The sequence below is a fragment of the Paenibacillus sp. FSL H8-0283 genome, from assembly GCF_045040675.1.
Taxonomy (GTDB): domain Bacteria; phylum Bacillota; class Bacilli; order Paenibacillales; family Paenibacillaceae; genus Paenibacillus; species Paenibacillus amylolyticus.
This window is the reverse complement of record NZ_CP150295.1, coordinates 6,607,714-6,628,061: the sequence shown is the minus strand read 5'-3', so window position 1 is coordinate 6,628,061 and position 20,348 is coordinate 6,607,714. Positions and strand designations below refer to the sequence as shown.

General features: G+C 47.2%; 20 protein-coding genes. 14 read left to right on the top strand and 6 right to left on the bottom strand.

The features are described from left to right. Window positions 1–141: 141 nt before the first annotated feature. Window positions 142–873, bottom strand: a complete 732-nt coding sequence (locus tag MHI52_RS29110; protein ID WP_253503919.1) for a DUF3105 domain-containing protein — start codon at window positions 871–873, stop codon at window positions 142–144. Window positions 874–1,343: 470 nt separating this feature from the next. Further along, the gene (locus tag MHI52_RS29105; protein WP_253503917.1) at window positions 1,344–2,258 is read right to left on the bottom strand and encodes a hypothetical protein; all 915 of its coding nucleotides are present in this window, start codon (window positions 2,256–2,258) and stop codon (window positions 1,344–1,346) included. Window positions 2,259–2,632: 374 nt separating this feature from the next. On the opposite strand from MHI52_RS29105, the gene MHI52_RS29100 reads away from it, so the two are divergent. From MHI52_RS29100 to MHI52_RS29070, 7 genes are all read left to right on the top strand, one after another. Beyond that, window positions 2,633–2,977 carry a Na-translocating system protein MpsC family protein gene (locus tag MHI52_RS29100; RefSeq protein WP_017691786.1) on the top strand — a complete coding sequence of 115 codons (345 nt, stop codon included), beginning with the start codon at window positions 2,633–2,635 and terminating at the stop codon, window positions 2,975–2,977. Window positions 2,978–3,228: 251 nt separating this feature from the next. Beyond that, the gene (locus MHI52_RS29095; RefSeq protein WP_405159431.1) at window positions 3,229–4,299 is read left to right on the top strand and encodes a PotD/PotF family extracellular solute-binding protein; all 1,071 of its coding nucleotides are present in this window, start codon (window positions 3,229–3,231) and stop codon (window positions 4,297–4,299) included. Window positions 4,300–4,398: 99 nt separating this feature from the next. Beyond that, entirely contained in the window at window positions 4,399–5,337 is a 939-nt protein-coding gene (locus MHI52_RS29090; RefSeq protein ID WP_282320004.1) for a nucleoside hydrolase, read from the top strand. Window positions 5,338–5,654: 317 nt separating this feature from the next. Beyond that, complete coding sequence (locus MHI52_RS29085) at window positions 5,655–6,476, top strand: ABC transporter permease (RefSeq protein WP_036612869.1); 822 nt, start codon at window positions 5,655–5,657, stop codon at window positions 6,474–6,476. A 4-nt stretch (window positions 6,477–6,480) separates the two neighbouring features. Then, the gene (locus tag MHI52_RS29080) at window positions 6,481–7,272 is read left to right on the top strand and encodes an ABC transporter permease (RefSeq protein WP_017691790.1); all 792 of its coding nucleotides are present in this window, start codon (window positions 6,481–6,483) and stop codon (window positions 7,270–7,272) included. An 18-nt stretch (window positions 7,273–7,290) separates the two neighbouring features. After that, entirely contained in the window at window positions 7,291–8,349 is a 1,059-nt protein-coding gene (locus tag MHI52_RS29075; RefSeq protein ID WP_047840797.1) for an ABC transporter ATP-binding protein, read from the top strand. 174 nt (window positions 8,350–8,523) lie between these two features. Beyond that, window positions 8,524–10,263 carry an adenine deaminase C-terminal domain-containing protein gene (locus tag MHI52_RS29070; protein WP_405158093.1) on the top strand — a complete coding sequence of 580 codons (1,740 nt, stop codon included), beginning with the start codon at window positions 8,524–8,526 and terminating at the stop codon, window positions 10,261–10,263. Window positions 10,264–10,345: 82 nt separating this feature from the next. On the opposite strand, the gene MHI52_RS29065 is transcribed toward MHI52_RS29070, so the two are convergent. The 3 genes from MHI52_RS29065 to MHI52_RS29055 all read right to left on the bottom strand — a co-directional run bounded on the left by MHI52_RS29065 (window position 10,346) and on the right by MHI52_RS29055 (window position 11,498). Next, window positions 10,346–10,534, bottom strand: a complete 189-nt coding sequence (locus tag MHI52_RS29065; protein ID WP_036612861.1) for a hypothetical protein — start codon at window positions 10,532–10,534, stop codon at window positions 10,346–10,348. 117 nt (window positions 10,535–10,651) lie between these two features. Then, window positions 10,652–11,083 (bottom strand): SMI1/KNR4 family protein, encoded by a 432-nt coding sequence (locus MHI52_RS29060; protein WP_036667867.1) that lies wholly within the window; start codon window positions 11,081–11,083, stop codon window positions 10,652–10,654. A 151-nt stretch (window positions 11,084–11,234) separates the two neighbouring features. Beyond that, entirely contained in the window at window positions 11,235–11,498 is a 264-nt protein-coding gene (locus MHI52_RS29055; protein WP_051447285.1) for a hypothetical protein, read from the bottom strand. Between the two features lie 288 nt (window positions 11,499–11,786). On the opposite strand from MHI52_RS29055, the gene MHI52_RS29050 reads away from it, so the two are divergent. From MHI52_RS29050 to MHI52_RS29040, 3 genes are all read left to right on the top strand, one after another. Next, window positions 11,787–12,524 (top strand): HAD family hydrolase, encoded by a 738-nt coding sequence (locus MHI52_RS29050; protein ID WP_405158092.1) that lies wholly within the window; start codon window positions 11,787–11,789, stop codon window positions 12,522–12,524. A 384-nt stretch (window positions 12,525–12,908) separates the two neighbouring features. After that, the gene (locus MHI52_RS29045) at window positions 12,909–13,388 is read left to right on the top strand and encodes a Dps family protein (protein ID WP_405158091.1); all 480 of its coding nucleotides are present in this window, start codon (window positions 12,909–12,911) and stop codon (window positions 13,386–13,388) included. A 126-nt stretch (window positions 13,389–13,514) separates the two neighbouring features. After that, window positions 13,515–14,726, top strand: a complete 1,212-nt coding sequence (locus MHI52_RS29040; protein WP_405158090.1) for a nitric oxide synthase oxygenase — start codon at window positions 13,515–13,517, stop codon at window positions 14,724–14,726. Window positions 14,727–14,775: 49 nt separating this feature from the next. On the opposite strand, the gene MHI52_RS29035 is transcribed toward MHI52_RS29040, so the two are convergent. After that, the gene (locus MHI52_RS29035) at window positions 14,776–16,179 is read right to left on the bottom strand and encodes an MFS transporter (RefSeq protein ID WP_405158089.1); all 1,404 of its coding nucleotides are present in this window, start codon (window positions 16,177–16,179) and stop codon (window positions 14,776–14,778) included. A gap of 256 nt (window positions 16,180–16,435) precedes the next feature. On the opposite strand from MHI52_RS29035, the gene MHI52_RS29030 reads away from it, so the two are divergent. Genes MHI52_RS29030 through MHI52_RS29015 form a run of 4 tightly spaced genes read left to right on the top strand, consistent with a single transcriptional unit; the run spans window position 16,436 to window position 20,222 of the window. Next, the gene (locus tag MHI52_RS29030; protein WP_036612848.1) at window positions 16,436–17,545 is read left to right on the top strand and encodes an ABC transporter ATP-binding protein; all 1,110 of its coding nucleotides are present in this window, start codon (window positions 16,436–16,438) and stop codon (window positions 17,543–17,545) included. Continuing rightward, complete coding sequence (locus tag MHI52_RS29025; RefSeq protein ID WP_405158088.1) at window positions 17,535–18,368, top strand: ABC transporter permease; 834 nt, start codon at window positions 17,535–17,537, stop codon at window positions 18,366–18,368. The genes MHI52_RS29030 and MHI52_RS29025 overlap by 11 nt, the downstream gene beginning before the upstream one ends. Continuing rightward, window positions 18,343–19,152 carry an ABC transporter permease gene (locus MHI52_RS29020; RefSeq protein WP_405158087.1) on the top strand — a complete coding sequence of 270 codons (810 nt, stop codon included), beginning with the start codon at window positions 18,343–18,345 and terminating at the stop codon, window positions 19,150–19,152. The genes MHI52_RS29025 and MHI52_RS29020 overlap by 26 nt, the downstream gene beginning before the upstream one ends. Then, window positions 19,149–20,222, top strand: coding sequence for a PotD/PotF family extracellular solute-binding protein (locus tag MHI52_RS29015; RefSeq protein ID WP_405158086.1), 1,074 nt, complete (start codon window positions 19,149–19,151; stop codon window positions 20,220–20,222). Before MHI52_RS29020 ends, MHI52_RS29015 begins: the two co-directional genes overlap by 4 nt. Window positions 20,223–20,348: the final 126 nt, after the last annotated feature.

Here is a 20,348-nt window from a genome sequence, read left to right as displayed (position 1 = left end):
CGGTCCATAAAGAATTAGCTCCCGAGTCAATTTGATCCGGGAGCTAGTTTCGTTTCAATCCTATATTGACCATGCTCATCATTGGAACACACCTCATTGTCACTACATAGAGGGGCTTCACATGACTGAGTGATTACGTCATTACATCGTTCCGCCGCCCTGGCGAACAGAGGCAGGAATCTTTTCAGGTCCCTGATTAATATATTTATTGATAAAAGTACCTACTTTGGCATCGTCGAATTGGTCGAGCTTCATTGTTTTGGTCCATGCGGTCACCACGACTTCACTGCCCTCGGGAATATCCTTGTTGGGTACAGCCAGAATACCTGCTCCGGCTTCGCGGAATTTGGCTAGGTATTTCAGATGTTCCTTCAAATCCTCGCTTGCGTTCTCACGATAATAGATGATGATGTCCCCGTGCTCCAGATTGTGTACCAGATAATTATAGCCTGGGAAGTCGGTGTAAAATCCAAACTTGATATCATGCGGATTATGCGGTCCCGATGTTGGAATTGTCATCTCATACTGAATGGGGTCCTCCGTATGGTCTGCCCCGTAATATTTATCGTCCGTTACGTCGATTGTCGCGTTGGACTCCAGATCGGCTACATTATATGTTTTACCTGCTCCTTGCATGAAGAACAGGCCAAACGTAATAATCGATACAGCCATCATTACATGTGCAGCCAGCCGAAGGGATCGACTTTTTTTTTGGATGTCCGCCCGCTCTTTCTTTTTCATGTGGCCCAGAATTTTGCCCTGTGTGCGTGATGCCCAGATATAGGCGGCGATGGAGAACAGCAATACAATTACACCTACGATGAGCCACAGGTAGGATGTACCTGCCTCGTGCTCCATTTGCATATGATTCATATGAGTCATGTCCATAGAGAGTTCCTCTGCTTTCTTTGTAAAATGAGTGATTAATACACTACATAATGTAGTGTTGGTGGCAGTGGTGAATCCACTCATTACGTAACGGGAGTTGCTAGTTCCGTGTTTGTTACGTAAATAAGAACATACATGTTGCACTACACATTATAGTGTATGATACATGCTCGGCGCAACGCTGCCATAGAAAACCTAAAAAAGGCCTTCCCGGCATGAGCAAGGAAGGCCTTAATATAAATCCAAAGAGTCAGTAAGATTTATATTTATTGAAATAACCATTTACACGAAACGTAGAGGACAGAAAGAACCTGAAGAAGCGGAAGCGTTCGCCTTTTTCTCCAGATTTTCACCTTTGTAAAAGTGAATAAAAAAATCTGGAGATAACAGCGATCGGAAGGTTGTTCTGTCATCGAAGTAACGAGTGTAAACAGCTTTATTCCAACTGATATAGTTTACAGACGTCCAAACGGCGAAAGCATCAAGCGGATCAGCCCAATAACAATCTCACCCAACAATCGATACAGAATAAAGAATACGACCACATTGGCGATCAGCACGCTGTACATGCTGTCGATGGCTGCTTGGGTACGATTCAGTGGATATTGGAACAGCACCGCGTTCAGCGCAACAAAGATAATAATATACGAGACAGCAAGTAATGAGATCGCGATGGAATACGAGATGATAATAAACAGATTCGCCAGAACAAGGGATACGACAGCAGGAACAAGCAATGTACCAAACTGGGCAACCAGTGTTTTGGGACGGAAGGTTATTTTTTCAATCTTCAGAATAGCGTACATCAGTGCAATAGAGGCAATCAGGATAATGACGGTGAACAACAACGGTCTTAAAAATCCACCAATGAACAAGCCGTCCATGCCTATGCGACTAAAGGTAATTAAGAAGTATGTAGAAGATAGAACTGCAATTAGCGCCATCGTTAGCCATCCGTTTAGGGAATGCTGGTCACCAACGGTTTTCATCGTCTGATAAGGACGGGCCAATACACTGAGGAAATAGGATAGATACTGTTTGCTTACTTCTTTGGCTTGCTGAACTTTCTCATTCTGCACAATATTATTCCACTGATTGGAGCTATTGTCTCCTGCAGAAGCATGGTCATTGGTACCTGTTGATTCTCTCGCCTGTTCCTTGTGAATGGAGACGGATGGTGTGTTGGATGGAACGGATGCCTGCGAAGAGGTAGCCTGCGTGCTGGACCAACGGGTATATTCGGGTTCGGAAGCAGCAGATTCCGAGTTCGGTACAGGAGTTGGTGATGAGGTTGTTTGCGTTAGATTAGAGCCGCACCTCTCGCAAAAATGGGCATCTCCATTTTCGTGATTACATACTGGACATTTCATGGTATAAGCCTCCAATTTCTAGAAAATAAAAACATGTCAACATTGTGTCTCATTTTAACGGTTAATGACGAAGTTTGTCTATGTTTCGCAGGAATTAGTACCCATTTAGGGAAAGTTGAAACAAAGCCTCGAATCCTGTGTATGAAAACGGATTGTAGAAGCAACAATAGTATAGGAATGACATGCAGGCATATTAATGTAAATTCACTGCGGTTTAAGACGAATTGTTTTTAGTTGTTAATGTCTCATCGTTCGCTTTTATGTGTTATTCTCATGTTAACTATATCTTTTGGGTTGCCTATGATCGTATATTTATGTATAATCAATCGTGTTAACACGTCGAATGTACGGTAGTAAGAGATGTGGGTGAGTTCATGGAACTACTGGACAGCAATGAGAGCAAGAAGAAGATGTGCCAGTATTATAACGAAATCTCGAAGGAACTGTTCGGATTTGGCACCACTCTCCTGAGAGTGACCATTGACCAGAATATTGTGACCTTCTACGCGAAGCACCGACGTTCACCGCGCTCTGACGCCCTGGAAGGGGAGGCCCCCGGCTTAAAGCTGGAAGTGGACTTCCGCATGTCTGTCTTATATAAGAAGAAATTCCGGGAGAAGCTCGAGCAACACATGGGTTTGCCAATTGAAGCTATATTGCGGGATTATGATGCGTCCACTCAGTGGGCAATCACAAATGTGATTCTGGAACAGGCCTAAGGATGGATCGGCAGGATTGATTCTTGTTGATGTATGCAGAGGTTATGGCCCGGATTCAGGATTAGGTTCCGTACAAATTTCATATGATGGCGTCTGTCTTTGGATTGATTCTGAAGCAGAAACCGATGATGTACCGGCAGCGGGTGTCGCTTTCCTTTGTTTACGAAGAAAAGTGTTCTTGTTTATACAAGAGCACTTTTCTTTTTGTTTTTTCATACACATCACATATATCAGGGGGAATCAGGATCATGATGAAAAAGTGGATTAGCGGTTTGGCAGCAGTGGCAATGACATCGGTATTACTTGCAGGTTGTGGCAGCAGCACGGATGATGCAACAGGCGGATCAGGTAGTGGGGGAACCGCAGCGAACAAATTGGTTATCTCCACTTGGGGCTTCTCTGAAGATTTCTTCAATGAAGAAGTATTTGGTCCATTCGAAAAAGAACATAATGTAGACATCGTGCTCGAAGTCGGCAATAATGCTGAACGTCTGAACAAAATCCGTCAAGGTACATCAAATGTCGATGTCATCTACCTGTCTGATTACTATGCACAACAAGGTATCGATGAAGGTCTGTTTGAGAAAATTGACCGCTCCAAAATTCCAAATGTAAATGACATTTATGATATTGCCAAAGCACCACTTGGTGAGGATTATGGCCCGGCCTACACGGTTGGACAGCTCGGTATCGCTTATAACCCGGATCTCGTATCCAAAGAAGTGACTTCATGGAGTGACCTGTGGGACCCGGCGTTCGAAGGTAACCTGACCATTCCGAATATTACGGCAACAGCAGGCCCGATGGTTGTGGATGCAGCTTCCCGTGTAGCTGGAAACGATACGTTTAATGAAGATGCGGCATTTGCTGAACTGAAAAAACTGAGCGGCAATGTGGTGAAATTCTACAGTCAAACATCCGAATTTGTGAACATGTTCTCCCAAGAAGAGATTGCTGGCGGACCGATCATGGAAATGTATTTCAAAGATCTGAAAGCAGCCGTGCCTAATGCGAAGTTTGTTACACCTAGCGAAGGTGCATATGCCGTGATGAACACAATCAATGTCGTGAAGGGCAGCAAAAACAAAGAGCTGGCTGAAGAGTTCATCAACTGGCAGCTTAGCCAGGATGTACAAGCAAAATCTGCCAAAGCTAAAGTCGATTCCCCGGTTAATGCAAAGGTTGAACTGACTGCTGAAGAAGCAGAAGGCGTAACATACGGCGCTGAAGTTGTTGAGAAGCTGAACAAGCTGGATATGGAATTCGTGAATCAACAGGTTAAAGGCTGGACAGATCGCTGGAACCGCGAGATTGCACAATAAACAAGTAACCGACTGACTTAAAAGTTATCTTTGGTCAACATGTTTAACTTATATCATTTGCAGCAAGCAACCATATCACCGCATAGGAGTTGAGAACGGATGAGTGAAGCGCAAAATCGCATCATTCTGGACGTGGACACGGGGATTGACGATGCACTGGCGATTTTGCTGGCAGTTAAAAGCCGGAAGCTGGACATCCTCGGCATCACCACAGTCTGTGGGAACGTATCACTCCAGCAGGCAACAGAGAATACATGCAAAATTCTTGAACTCGCGGGTGCACCTGAAATTCCGGTCATTGCCGGAGCAGCTGGGCCGCTCACTCGCAAGTCGCATTATGAACACCGGGTACATGGACAGGACGGATTGGGCGGTGCGCTGCCTGATCCGGCCGTGTCTAAGAAAGCCGAGGAAGGTTTTGCGCCAGACTTTATCGTGGAACAAGCCAAGCAATATCCGGGCGAACTGACATTAATCATGACCGCACCCTTAACGAACTTGGCACTCGCGCTGATGAAGTGTCCTGAATTGCCTTCTTTATTGAAGGAAGTCATCTTCATGGGTGGCGTAGTTCGTGGACATGGCAACATCACACCAACCGCCGAGTACAACACCTACGCTGATCCAGAGGCCGCACGCATCGTACTGCACGCAGGCATCGAGAAGCTTACCCAAGTCGGATTGGATGTGACGCGTCAAACATTGCTGAATGAAGCAACGATTGAGCGTCTCACTGATCCTGCACTGCGCGCATACGTTGCTCAAAGCACGGAGATTTACATCAACCGTTACGAACAAATGAACGGCGTCCGCGCTTGCGCTTTACATGATCCACTAGCCGTGGGCGTAGCCCTTGCCCCGGAACTGGTAGGACGTAAATCGTATTATGTCGATGTCGAAACCGCCAGCCGCCTGTGCGATGGCCAGATGGTATGTGACTTCCAAAACCGTTTAGGCGAGCAGCCCAACACCCTCGTCTGCGAAACCGTAGATGCGGAAGCATTCCTTGAACTGTTTATCAACGCGTTAAACGCGTAGCTATGAACTTCACGGCATTGGAGTTCAGTCTAAAATCAACCCACCTATTTCGCTGGTAGTGTAGGGGACGAAATCGATTCTGAAGAAGCAAAGCGTTCGCCTAAAAGCTTTCTGAAAGAAAGCTGCTTCGGAAGGCATACGCTATCCTTGGATTTTTTCCTTCTATTAAGAAGGAGATCAAGAAAATCCAAGGATAACAGCGATCGTAAGAACGATTCGTAACCGGAACGGCTGGTGCGATGAGTGAACGTTTATTTTTGAAATGTGCGCCAGTGAAACGTGTGAATAAAACCATTTTAAAAGTCAGGAGTATCGCGATGAAGAAATCAGTAATCTACTGGCTATTGCTGCCGGGATTCGTGTTTTTGGCGGCATTTATGATCATTCCGATTGTCCTGACGATCGGATCGACGTTTTTCCAAGAAAACTCCTTCACGTTTGAAGGATACATGCATTTTTTCAGAGACCCATACTTTTTGAAAATATTGCTTACGACGCTGCAAGTCAGCGTGGTCACCACCATCGTCTGTGTGGTGCTCGGATTCCCGACAGCTTATTATATTTCGCAGAAAGCGCCGCGCCGCAAAGGCATTTTGTTGGCACTGGCGATCTTCCCACTGCTGACGAGCCCGGTCGTGCGCTCGTTTAGCTGGATGATCATTCTTGGACGCAAAGGGTTGATCAATAACACCCTTGTTGGTCTGGGTATCGTGGACAAGCCGCTGGATATTCTGTATACACCAGCAGCGATGATGATTGGTCTGACGCATCTGTTCCTGCCACTGATGATTATCTCTCTGGTGGGGGTGCTGGAGAACATTGACGGTGACCTGCTCAAAGCAGCACAAAGTCTGGGTGCATCGCGCATTACGGCATTCCGCCGGGTCGTGTTCCCACTGGCTGTGCCAGGACTTGTGATCGGAGCCGTGCTTGTCTTTGTCGGAAGCCTGACGGCATATACCACACCTGCCCTCCTTGGAGGAAAACAGCGTGTAATTGCTACGTTCCTGTATCAAAACGCCATGACCCTCAACGACTGGTATCTGGCCTCGGTTGTTGCCGCGATTATGATTGTGATTACATTTGTCGTGGTTGGTGTCATGAACAAAATGGCCAAAACTTTAAATCCGAAGGGGTAGACATATGCGGGAGAAACATATCGGGCTGGGCCTGTTCAGTCTGCTGGTCTTTATCTTTCTGCTGGGCCCGCTTCTGATCATATCGGTCACTTCGTTTGAACCGGGAACGGTACTCAAATTTCCGCCGGAAGGGTTCTCCTTCCGCTGGTATGAGAATATTTTCAACACAGGCGGTTTCCTTCGCACATTCCAGACGTCCATCATCATTTCCTTACTGGGAAACTTGTTGGCACTGGTGCTCGGAGTTCCGGCTGCGTATGCACTTAGTCGTTACGATTTCAAAGGCAAGTCCGTGCTGAACGCACTGTTCCTGTCCCCGGTACTGATCCCGGGAATCGTGCTTGGTTTTACATTAATGAAATACCTGATCGTAATCTACCATCTGCCGATGTATCTCGGATTGTTGATTGGTCATACGATTATCATGCTTCCATTTATCATTCGGGTTATCGCGTCGAGTCTGTCGAGCTTTGACTTTGCAGTGGAAGAAGCTGCGCTGAGTCTTGGTGCGGGACGGGTAAGAACGTTCTTCACGATCGTGCTTCCTAACATCCGCTCAGGAATTATCGCTGCCGTGCTGATTGCCTTCCTGGAGTCCTTCAACAACGTGGACATCTCGGTGTTCATGACCGGACCAGGGGTAAGCACATTACCGATCCAGATGCTGACGTATGTGGAGAATTATTTTGACCCAACGATTGCAGCGATTTCCGTGCTATTGATGGTACTGACCGGACTCTTAATGTTCGTGATCGAACGGATCATGGGCGGATTTTCATACTTTACTAAACGTTAATTGGAGGCGCAGAACGCTATGGCATTGCTGACATTAGACCACGTATCCGTGGCATACGATAAGCAGACAATCCTGAAGGATTTTCAGTTGGAGCTGGAAAAAGGTAAACTGCTCTCCCTGCTCGGACCGAGCGGTTGCGGCAAAACAACTACGCTGCGCCTCATCGCCGGATTTCTGGAAGCATCACAGGGCAAGTTTATGTTCGGCGGCAAGGATTATACGAAGGTTCCGGCGAACAAGCGGAACTTCGGATTTGTATTTCAGAGTTATGCGTTATTCCCGCATCTGTCTGTCTATGACAACGTGGCCTTTGGCCTGCGGATGCGTAAGGTAAAAGACAAGGATATTTCTTCCCGTGTGATGCGAATCTTGGAAGTCGTTAACCTGAATGGATTTGAGAAACGTTTTCCACAAGAACTGTCCGGTGGACAGCGTCAGCGTGTAGCCATTGCTCGTGCGTTGGTCATTGAGCCTGACCTGCTCTTGTTCGACGAACCACTCAGTAACCTGGATGCCAACCTGCGCCTTAACATGCGGGTGGAGATTCGCCGTATTCAGCAAGAGTTGGGCATCACAACGCTGTATGTCTCTCATGACCAGGAAGAGTGTTTCTCGATCTCGGATCAGGTAGCGATTATGAACAAAGGCGTGGTCGAGCAGCTCGACCGCCCGGAAACGATTTTCAAATATCCGGCAACGGAGTTTGTAGCACGATTCATCGGGTTCCATAATTTCATTGAATTCGCGGAGCGCAGTGATGCAGGTGAAGTGATTACACTGACCGCAGGTGGACGCACATTTACAGCAACCGCACATCCTGGAACAGCACGTCCTGGTGCACGCAAAGGTGCGATTCGCCCGGATGATCTGATCGTTAGTGGAGATACTTCTGCGGATGTGGTGAATGCTTTGCCGGGGATTATCAAGGTCAGCACGTATCTGGGACGCAGTTATCAGTATGTGATCGAGACGGAACTCGGTGACTTTACAGCAAATCAGGAGATGGAAACACCATACCTTAGCGGGCAACGTGTTAGCCTGATCTTCCCACAGGACAAGCTTGTGCTGGTGGAGTAGTCGTGAATGTAAGGAACAGTATTAAGAAATAAGAGCAGCAAAGAAGGCATTTCATGCGGTGATTCCGGACGAGGCAGTGGTACGCAATCAAGTGTAGTGCATCTGATTAAAGTGCAGGTTCATTGTTCAGTCCGGATCTCGGTGAAATGCTTGTGAAAAAGGAGATTATGCCCCATGCGTGCAGATCAACTGATTGTGAATGTACATGTGTATAACAGTTATTATAAACGGTTTGAAATGAACAACGTCGCTGTATTGGACGGCAGATTCCTATATGTTGGACCCGGTGGACCTGAGATGATTCAGGCAGACGAAGTCATTGATGCGCGGGGAAGATACATGATTCCTGGCTTGATCGATATCCATCTGCATATCGAAAGTACGATGGTGACACCGGAAACCTTCTCCCATGGTCTGATTGGCTGCGGGGTAACGTCCATTGTCGCAGAACCGCATGAGATGGCGAATGTGTTCGGGCTGGAGGGTGTGCAGGAGATGATGGCTGTGAGTCGGGAGACGACAGTAGATATGTTCTATGCGATCCCGAGTTCCGTTCCGGCAACCCCGATGGAGACAACAGGTGGTTCGATTGAGATTGAAGATATGGACGTGTTGCTCGCGACTGGAGAGATCATCTGTCTGGGCGAGATCATGAACTATGTCGATGTCATTCGTGATCCGGAGTGCAAGACAAACCAGATTTTACAGCATATTCGCAAAAACTATCCCGATCTGGTGATCGAAGGTCACACACCGAAACTGCTTGGACTTGATCTGCATCGACTGATCTACGCAGGTATCGATTCCGATCATACTCATCAGAGCATTGAGGGATTACAGGCGCGGATTGCGGCAGGTATGTTTATTGAAATTCAGGAGAAATCAATGACCCCGGAAGTCATGGAGTACCTGATTCAACATGATGTGGCGCAGCATTTCTGCTTTGTAACGGATGATGTGATGCCGGATTCACTGGTGGAGCATGGTCATCTGAATCATATCGTACGTAAAGCGATTCAGATGGGGATGCGTCCGGAAGATGCGATCTACGCCGCAACATCTACCCCTGCTTCCCGGATGAAAATGACCGATCGTGGCAGCGTGGCCCCGGGCAAAGTGGCCGATTATGTGTTGGTATCCAACTTGAATGATCTCTCTATTGATCAGGTGTACAAAAACGGCCGCAAAGCTTATGACGATTACGAACCGTATAAGCAGGAACGAATAACCGGGCAGTTCTCACCTCACTTCTATAAGAGTGTACAGTTGGAGAAGCTGGGCGTAACAGATTTTGCAATTCAGTTGTCAGATCCAAAAGTCAGTGGATCAGGGGTTGATCTCGCTGGTGAAGGTGAGTACCAATGCCGTGTCATGATGGTGAAGGATGGTTCTACTTTTGTGGAAGAACATATTGCACCGGTTCAGTCTGCGGATGGCGAGTTGTTATGGGAAGAAAGTGGGTATGCGCAGATTGCTACCTTCGAACGTTATGGTGTGAACGGCAATCGTGCACACGGTCTGATCGGCGGAGACACCATCAAGCGTGGAGCTATTGCAACGACATACTCACATGATAATCACAACCTGCTGGTTGTAGGACGTAATCGTGAAGATATGATATTGGCAGCTAACACAGTGATTTCGAGCCAGGGTGGGTTCTGTGTGGTGGAAGACGGCAAGGTGTTGTCCCATCTGGAACTTCCCGTAGGTGGCATTTTGACGGAGGAACCACTTGCAGTGGTATCCCATCAAGTGAAGGAACTGAGAGCAGCGATGTTGTCTCTTGGGTACGTGCATTACAATCCGATCATGTCGATTAGCACGCACTCCCTTGCGGTAAGTCCCGCGCTGAAGATTACGGACTATGGCCTGATTGATGTGAATGCAGGTAAGGTTGTATCGTTGATTGTTTAGACTGAAGACACATATGTCGTGAAAAAACACTCTATTTCACAATTGTGAGCTAGGGTGTTTTTGTCTGTGCTTGTTGGAATTATTATTTTAGCAACTTCTCTGGGTTCTTCACTTTAATGGAAACAACTTCGCCGCAATCCAGACAAACCGTGTACATTTTTTCCACACCGAGAGTCATTTTCTTATCCAATGGACGAAGGTTGATGTAATCCGATGCTTCTACGAAAGATGTTCCTCCGCAATCATGACATTTCTTTTCTGATATACTCATAAGTTCATTCCACCTTTTATTCATTTGTAATGTGTTCATTAATATAATATTCATTAAATGGAAATACAAAATTATCTAATTATTCATCGTAGATTAGGGTCCGTTAGTCCGTGTAACCTAAATTTTTATTTTGCCTTCTAAAGTCCACTCCAAATATTTGGACACTGAAGGTGCGACCCATTTTCGGCTGTCATTTTCATGATTCCACACAAACACGTCATCTCTACACGTTCCATCCCCTGTCACAGGAAAAGCAAATAAATCGCCAATCCCACTTTCCCCGAAGAAGAGCAGGTGATCAAAGGGCATGTAGTAATCTTGGGAGTGGTCATCCCGATAATGTCTGTTTTCATTCTTAATTTGATCTTCTGACCAGATAAGTCCCAAATCGTAAATAGCTCTGACTCCATTGGTTTCGAGCAATATTTCTTTTAATTCACGAGGGAGCGTAACCTGTAAGGAGTCTTCCACCTTTGCAATGTCATCACCAGATGCAGGGGGACTGAACGTATACTCCTTCGAAATGCTATGAAGATGCTCTTTCCACATGAATAAAGGCCTCCTCGATATATTCTAACTGTCAGTAACGAATGAAACGGTATGTAATTGATTGAAAAAAGAATTCCTTCTTAACTTAAAAGGCTACTGATTTTGATGTAGCGCAGTAATGTTATGTAAGGACTACTCTTCTAACTCCAGTTTACCAAGTTAGCCAACCGCTCGTTCGTTTATAGTTGTGCAGAAGATCGTATTGCTCGTGGTGCATGAGACGCTTCATTTTGGTTCTATACAGACGATAATCATGTTTACGATCGGGTTTACTTTCTTTGTTGTAATGCGTGCTCTTGATTCCTTTACGGTGATCTTTCAGCTTTTCTTTTCTTGGATCAATGAACTTCTTGTTGTGTCTCTGTGCAAAAGCTGTTTCATTTTCCCATGATTGAATCTCTTCCTGTGTGAACATCTTCATCCTCGTTGTACCGGGCTAGATTTTGGCTTGAGTAGCCAGTGCCTTGAGCACAACTAATAGAAGAAGAATTTTGGGTTGAACATCGTCATCACCTCAGATTTAATCATCCTTATTTTAACATATAAAGCCGTCCGATCAATTCTGGTCTAAGCGTTATTATGGGCACTGTTCTGGAGTAGAGATGATCACGCAACAAATCCCTTTTGGACGAGGCATAGGAATACATATATAGTAGTAAGAAAAGAGTGTTTGGACGCAAAAGCAGGAGGATAGACAACCATTATGAGTGAAATAAATAATGCTAAAACCATATTTTTCGACGTAGATGATACGTTATATGATCACTTGCAGCCACTTCGTGGCGCGTTGCAGGACGTTCTCGGCCTGCCCGATGAGTTCCCTTATGCTGAGGCCTATCATCGTTTTCGTTATTATAGTGACTGGCTGTCTGCACAAGAAGATCTGTCCGCTGTACCAGAAGCGGATGCAGTAGAGCGAATGCGCCGTCGGAGGTTTGAGTTGACGATGGAAGAGTTCGGACTCCCCCTACAATCGGGACAGGCTGAAGAACTACAAGCACAGTATCTGAGCAGACAGTTTGAGATTGTACCTTTTGAAGGAGCGTATGAGCTGATCAGAAGGCTTCAGACAGAAGGCCATACCGTTGGTCTAATCACCAATGGAGAAGGAGAGCATCAGCGCCGCAAGCTTGAAGCACTGGATGTGCTCAGTTTCGTGGACGAGCATCTGGTCTTTATTTCCGGTACGACTGGTTATGCGAAGCCGGATCGCAGGTTGTTCGAATATGTGAGTAAGCAGACAGGGACTGATGCCCGTTCCAGCTATTACATCGGAGACTCGTGGCGTAATGATGTGGTAGGTGCAGTGGATGCAGGTTGGACAGTCATCTGGTTTAACCATCGGGAGGCGCTGCCGGAGTCCGATCATCAACCTCATTTTGTAGCATCAAGCTATGAAGAGATCAGTCGTATTCTGACTTTTGAGTGTGTTAAGCAATAAAATTGTACAGGTGGGTTCATGCAGTCCTATCATCTCGCGGAGATGAAGGGCTGTTTTTGCGTTATTTGCACTGTGAGAATATTCGCAGTATGTGAGCGTAATTAAAGGTATAAATAAAAAGTGGGATCTGGTGCAGGAAGTACTACACACCCTCATTAATCAGCCGTGTGGACAGTGTAACTCCCCTTTTTATAATGATATAGGATGAAGCTCAGCTTCATGGAATCTTCATGTACAAGACAGGGCTAAATCCTTCCCAAACAGGATATGCGGTGTTATAATTAAAACAAGATTTAGATTAAGTCTAAATTAAAAAGAAGCGAATCAAAGCAATCCATTATAAAATTCAAATTCTATTTTTATATTCGAGAGGGGATAAATTCCATGAGCACAATCCAAACTAGAAACAACACTTTTGCTAACAATGCCACCGCACTTCAAGAGGTCCTGAACCGTCAGATCGCAGGTTGGTCCGTATTGTACACGAAACTGCATAACTTCCACTGGTATGTCCAAGGGCCTCATTTCTTCACACTGCATGCCAAATTCGAAGAACTGTACAACTTGGCTACGGCAAATATGGACGAAGTTGCAGAACGTTTGCTTGCTATTGGTGGACGTCCAGTGGCTACGATGGGTGAACAGCTGCGTCTGTCTCCGATTGAAGAGGCACAAGGTCCGTTAACTGCTGAGCGTATGGTAGAGTCGGTAGTTGCTGATCTGCGCACAATGGTGGAAGTGATTCGTCAAGGCATTCACGAAGCAGGAGAAGCGGAAGATAACGCAACGGAAGATATGCTGATTGGATTCACCGCTGCGCTGGATAAAGAGGTCTGGATGTTAACCGCATTTCTGGGCAAATAAGCAAAGTCACCCTACATCCTGACAACGATATGTAGAGTCCGTGAACAAAGTGTCCGTTCGCTTACAAATCCGGTGCGCTTGCCGTATAATGATGGCATTCAAGATGTACAGAATGGGGAATGAACGATGCGGTCAGACCTGGAACAATTGCAGGAAGAAGCTGAACGGTTTATATATACATGTTATGAAGAGCTGGGCCATTCGCGTGAAGACGCAGAGGCCCGGCTTGTTGCCGTTATGGGAGAGATCGAAGTAACTGGTACTTATGTGCATACCACAGAGGAATTGGAGCAGGGTTGTAAAATGGCATGGCGGAACAGCAACCGCTGCATCGGGCGTCTGTTTTGGGATAAATTGCGGATCGTGGACGCCCGTCACGCTGATACGGCAGGAACGGCAGCGGAAGCTGTGCTGAATCATATCCATGTGGCATCCAACGGTGGCAAAGTAATCCCGATGATTACCATCCTTCCAGCGGATGGGCCGAATGGAACTCCGGTACGCCTCTGGAATCATCAGCTTATTCGTTATGCGGGATATGAGACAGAGCAAGGTATTATCGGAGATCCTGCTTCGGTGGAGCTGACCAAGGCGGCGATGTCACTTGGCTGGCAAGGGGCAGGTAGCCCCTATGATGTGTTACCGCTCATTATTCAGGCACAAGGACAAGCCCCAGAGTGGTATGTTGTACCTGAAGAAGAGATTGTGGAAGTGATAATTGAGCACCCGGAGCAGAAGGAGATTGCTGAGCTGGGTATGCGTTGGTACGGCGTTCCGATGATCGCCGATATGCGTCTTGAGATTGGTGGCATATCTTATCCGGCAGCGCCGTTTAATGGTTGGTATATGGGTACCGAGATCGGCGCCCGTAATCTGGCGGATACGTTCCGGTATAACAAGCTGCCTGCGGTGGCGGAAGCGTTTGGATTGAATACGTCGAGTGAAACGACGCTGTGGAAGGATCGTGCGTTAGTTGAGCTGAATGTGGCTGTGCTGCATTCGTTCAAAAAAGCAGGTGTGAGCATTGTGGATCACCACACGGCGGCAGCGCAATTTGCTATGTTTGAACAGCGGGAAGAGAAGGCTGAGAGAGAGCTGACCGGGGATTGGGTGTGGCTGATTCCGCCAGTATCTCCGGCGACAACACATATTTTCCACAGCTCCTATCGTAATGAGATCGTGAAGCCGAACTTTTTCCATCAAGATCAGGCGTATACCCTGAAAGATGGTGTAGCATCTGCCCCAGAACTGCGAAGCAGTGAGCAGCAGAATGCACAGGTAGAGAATTCCCAGCCACAGGCCGGAGATACACCAATGAAATGCCCGTTTGCACACTAAATTGTGCAGACGGGTTATTTTTTGTGATCCTTTTTTATCAAACGAAGGACTACCCCTCTTTCAATCGATATCGACTGCGCATCGCAGCCTGAACTACAATGGCAGCAGCAATCAGCACCAGATTGAACACAAACACGGAGTACAGCGAGCCAACTTCCATAAGTAGCGCTGCAACCAGTGGAGACACGATGGAGCCGATCTCGGCAGCAGAGACAATTTTGCCTATGACAGAACTTCGACTCTCGTCCGGGATATGATCGCCAATATGAGCAAAGAACGAATCCATGTAACATGCACCACCAACCCCGCCAATGAGCATGCCAACGTAGACCCATAGATGGGAGGACGTGCTTAGAAATACAGCAACTTCGATTCCAATCAGGAACATGCCGAGCATGCAAAGCAACAGACGATCGCCCATCCGGTCTGAGAGATAACCAACAAAGGGAGCAGCGGCAAGAGTAGAGATCCCGGATACAGTGAAGGCGAGACTGGTTGCAAAGGGGTCCCAATGCATGATGTGAGCTGCATACAGTGCAAAATAGGTGAGAAATACGGCGTAGGCGCTCATCTCCAGAAAATGTACCGTACCGTAGCCAACAAGCTGTTGCCGCCGGGTAAGCCTTGTAGTTGGGCCAGACATTGTTGAATTGAGAGCTTGGTTGGATAGGGCGGTATCCGCAGCTTGCGTATGCAGTGCATCAGAAGGTGATGAAGATAAAGGAGGCGCAGTTGATACAGTAGTATGAGGGTGGGAGTCATTTGTGGTGGGTTCTACAACTTCATCCGTGGAGATTAGTGAATGTGTTAAGTTGTCCAGAGGTTCTTGCTTTACGCCAGCTGAAAGCTCTTCCATCAGAGGATCACTTAGCGTATCCCCAGACTCATGATTAGCTCTAGCTTGTGCCGTCGTCTTCATCCCCATCGCAGCGACCACAGCCATCAGACAACACACGGTAACGAGTAAAAAAGGCACCGACAATGGCCAGTGCAGCGCGAGCCAGCCACTTATGACCGGACCGAGCACCATGCCGCCGCCCTCACTACTGCTGATATATCCATTGTACAGGCCGCGGTTGCCTACATTACCCTCATCTCCGATGATGGAACGTACGACCACGGTAAGGCCCGTGGAAGCGAGCCCCTGTAGAAGTCGGAGCAGGCCGAATAACACCGCAGCAGTAGACAGCGCGAAGCCGCCCATACAGACAGCCAGCAGGATCAGCATCAGGATGAGAGCTTTTTTACCACCTAGTTTCTTATAAATTGCCGCTGCTGGAACGCCACCAATTACTTTCCCCACATAAAAGAGTGCAAAAATAACCCCCATCATCCAGCCGGACAGGCCGAATTCCTCAATAAACAAAGGAAATAGGGGCAGGATCATGAATCCGCCCATCTGACTTAAGAAACAAATGGTCATCAGCAAAGGCAGGTTACGACGAATATCCAAGAGCCAAGACTCCTCTCACACATAAAATGGAATCCTAAAAATCCTTCATTTACTCCATATGGGTACGTATTATCGACATTACCCGTAATGTATGCAGAATTTTTGAAAATAAGAAGAAATGACACGCGGCGTTTACATCAAAACCATTGCGGATATACCTGAATCATATATAATAGATGGGTTATCTATAAGGATGCATGAACGAAAAGTGTACAGACTTAAGATGTACCTCAAGTATAAGGGGGCGATGTGAAGCATGTCAGAACAACAACCGATTATCCGCTTCGAAGCGGTGACTCAGCAATACGATCAGGATGAAGCCGTATTGAAGGCGGTCAGCTTTGAGATTGAGCGGGGTAAATTTTATACGCTTCTTGGCCCATCGGGCTGCGGGAAAACAACGATATTGCGGCTGATTGCCGGTTTTGCGGAGCCGACACAGGGTAGTATTTATTTTAACGGTGCGCTCATCAACCGAGTGCCTGCCCACCAGCGGCAGGTGAATACCGTATTTCAGGATTATGCGTTATTTCCACATTTGAATGTATTTGAGAACGTAGCCTTTGGTTTGCGGATCAAAAAGATGAAAACGGCTGAAATTCGCAGCAAAGTGTTGGAAGCCCTCAAATTCGTCAATCTATCCGGGTATGAAAACCGGGAAATTGGCGAAATGTCCGGCGGACAACGACAACGTGTCGCGATTGCACGCGCGATTGTGAACGAACCTGAAATTCTGCTACTGGACGAGCCGCTTTCGGCACTTGATCTGAAATTACGGACCGAAATGCAGTACGAGCTACGGGAGCTGCAACAGCGACTGGGCATCACGTTTATCTTTGTTACGCATGATCAGGAAGAAGCCTTGGCGATGTCCGACGAGATTTTTGTCCTGAATGGCGGCGTGATTCAACAGAGCGGTACACCGAATGATATCTATGATGAGCCGATTAACCGCTTTGTAGCAGACTTTATCGGTGAATCGAACATTGTATCGGGCAAAATGAAGCAGGACTTTGTGGTGGAATTCGCTGGCGCACAGCACGAGTGTGTCGATCAGGGTCTCCAGCGGGACGAGCCGGTAGAGATTGTCATTCGCCCAGAGGATCTGGAGATTACAACCGAAGACCAAGGCAAACTCAAGGTCAATGTGGATTCCCAGTTATTCCGCGGGGTGCATTACGAGATATCCACGTACGACGATGCGGGCAATGAGTGGCTTGTTCATTCAACCAAGAAAGCCGTTGTCGGCGCACGGATTGGACTGTATTTTGACCCGGAAGCAGTACACGTCATGCGCTTTAACGAGACCGAAGAAGAGTTCGACAAACGACTCGAAGCCTACCAAGAGGCCGCTCATGCAGACTAAGGCCAGCACACGCAATGCGTATCTGATTCCATATGTATTATGGATGGTGTTGTTTGTTGTGGCGCCGGTTCTGCTGGTCATCTATTATTCGTTCTTCGATGTGGAGGGTAACTTCACGTTTGGCAACTACACCAGATTTTTCACACCGGTGTACTTGCAGATGACGCTCAGTTCGTTCTGGTATGCATTTCTGATTACGGCGTTCTCACTGCTGATCTCGTATCCAACGGCGTATATGCTGACCCGGACGAAGCACAAGCAGCTATGGTTGCTGCTGATCATTCTGCCAAGCTGGATCAATCTTTTGCTAAAAGCATACGCCTTCATCGGCCTGTTCGGAACGTACGGTCTGACCAACTCCCTGCTTGAAGTGGTGGGTATTGGTACACAGCAGATTTTGTTCACCGATTTCAGCTTTATTTTTGTCTCGGTGTACATCTTCATTCCATTCATGATCCTGCCGATCTTCAATGCGCTGGAAGAGATGAATCCATCGTTAATCTACGCGGCGCGCGATCTGGGGGCCTCATCGTGGCTGACTTTCCGCCGGGTTATCTTTCCACTGACCATTAGTGGAGTAAAATCAGGCTGTCAGGCTGTATTTATTCCTGCGCTGTCTCTGTTCATGATTACCCGCCTTATTGCGGGGAACCGTGTAATTACGCTGGGTACAGCGATTGAACAGCATTTTCTCGTCACCCAGGACTGGGGGATGGGTTCTACGATTGCCGTCTTTTTGATTATTGCGATGGCGATTATTATGTTCCTGACTGGGTCAGGCAAGAAGGAGGTGCGTAATGGGAAGAAACGGAAAGCTGTCTAACGTCTATCTAGCCGTTGTATTCGCCATACTGTACGCACCGATTGCGTATCTGATCTTCTATTCCTTCAATAGTGGCGGCCATATGCGCAGCTTCGAAGGATTCACGCTCGAATGGTACAGAGAGGTGTTCGCCGATACTCGGCTACTCATCATTGTGCTGAATACATTTATCATTGCGCTCCTGTCATCAGCGATCTCGACGATCCTTGGTGTAGCAGGAGCACTGGCGATCTACCATGTGCGTCGCAAACGGACCAAGAACACGCTACTGTCACTCAATAACGTGCTCATCGTTAGTCCGGATGTCATCATTGGTGCATCGTTCCTGATCCTGTTCACCATGATTGGTATCAAACTGGGCTTCACTTCGGTTCTGCTGTCTCATATTGCATTCAGCGTACCAATTGTCGTGATCATGGTACTGCCGAAGCTGCAGGAGATGAGTCCAACTCTGATGGACGCGGCACGCGATCTGGGTGCTGGTTCATGGCAGATTCTGACGCGTGTGGTGTTGCCATACGTGAAACCGGGTATTTTTGCCGGATTCTTCATGGCATTGACGTACTCGCTCGATGATTTCGCAGTAACATTCTTCGTCACGGGTAATGGATACTCCACACTCTCGGTAGAGATATACTCCAGAGCAAGGCAGGGCGTTTCGTTGTCCATCAATGCATTGTCTACCCTGTTATTCCTGCTCACGGTTCTGTTGGTGGTCGGATATTACTTCATTAACCGCCGTGCAACACGGATAGCTCCCGGAGGAAAGGGGCTGCGACCATGAAGCAACTGGTACGGACATTTGCGCTTGTTTTTGTGGCCGCGTTTGCCCTGATGATCCTGGCTTCGTATCTGAATAAGAGTCAGGGTTATTCTGGCGGCAACACGCTGACCATCTATAACTGGGGCGATTATATCGACCCCGATCTGCTCAAGGAGTTTGAGGACGAGACCGGCATTAAGGTCATCTATCAGACGTTTGACTCCAATGAAGCGATGCTGACCAAGATTGAGCAGGGCGGTACTACGTTTGATGTGGCGATTCCTTCTGAATATGCGATTAGCAAAATGAAAGAGGAAGACCTACTCGTTCCACTCGATCATAGCAAATTGACCCACCTGGATAACATTGATCCGCGGTTCATGGACTTGTCCTTTGATGAAGGCAACAAGTACTCCATCCCTTATTTCTGGGGAACGGTGGGGGTTGTGTACAATCCCGAACTGGTGGATGGATTAACGTTTGATAGCTGGAATGACCTGTGGGACCCGCGCTTGAAAAATCAAATCCTGCTCCTTGACGGTGCACGCGAAGTCATTGGTATGGGATTGAACAGTCTCGGGTATTCTCTGAACGATACCAACGAATATCATCTGCAAGAAGCGCTGAAGAAGCTGTCTACATTGACACCAAACGTCAGAGCAATTGTCGGAGACGAGATCAAAATGTTACTCGCGAATGAGGAAGCAGCAGTTGGACTCGTGTGGTCCGGAGATGCGTCCGAGATTATGGATGAGAACGACAAGCTGGATTACATGGTGCCGGAAGAAGGCTCGAACCTCTGGTTCGATAACATGGTTATTCCCAAAACAGCGAGTAATATTGAAGGGGCACACCAGTTTATCAACTTTATGCTGGACCCGGATCATGCCGCTCGCAATGCCGAGTATGTCGGGTATTCCACTCCGAACGCCGAGGCGCTTAAGCTACTGCCAGAGGACATCTCGGAGGATGAACGTTTCTATCCAGACGAGACACTGACAGGCAAGCTGGAGGTCTACGATAATCTGGGTAAAAAAATGCTCTCACATTATAACGACCTATTTCTGGAGTTTAAAATGCATAGCAAATAACCGCCAATAACGTGTGCACAGTTCGTTAGATTCTGAAAAAAAGACAAAAAGGGTTGCTGCTCGTCATTTCATTTGAATGACAAGCAGCAACCCTTTTTTATTACTTACTTCAGAGCAATAGCGCTT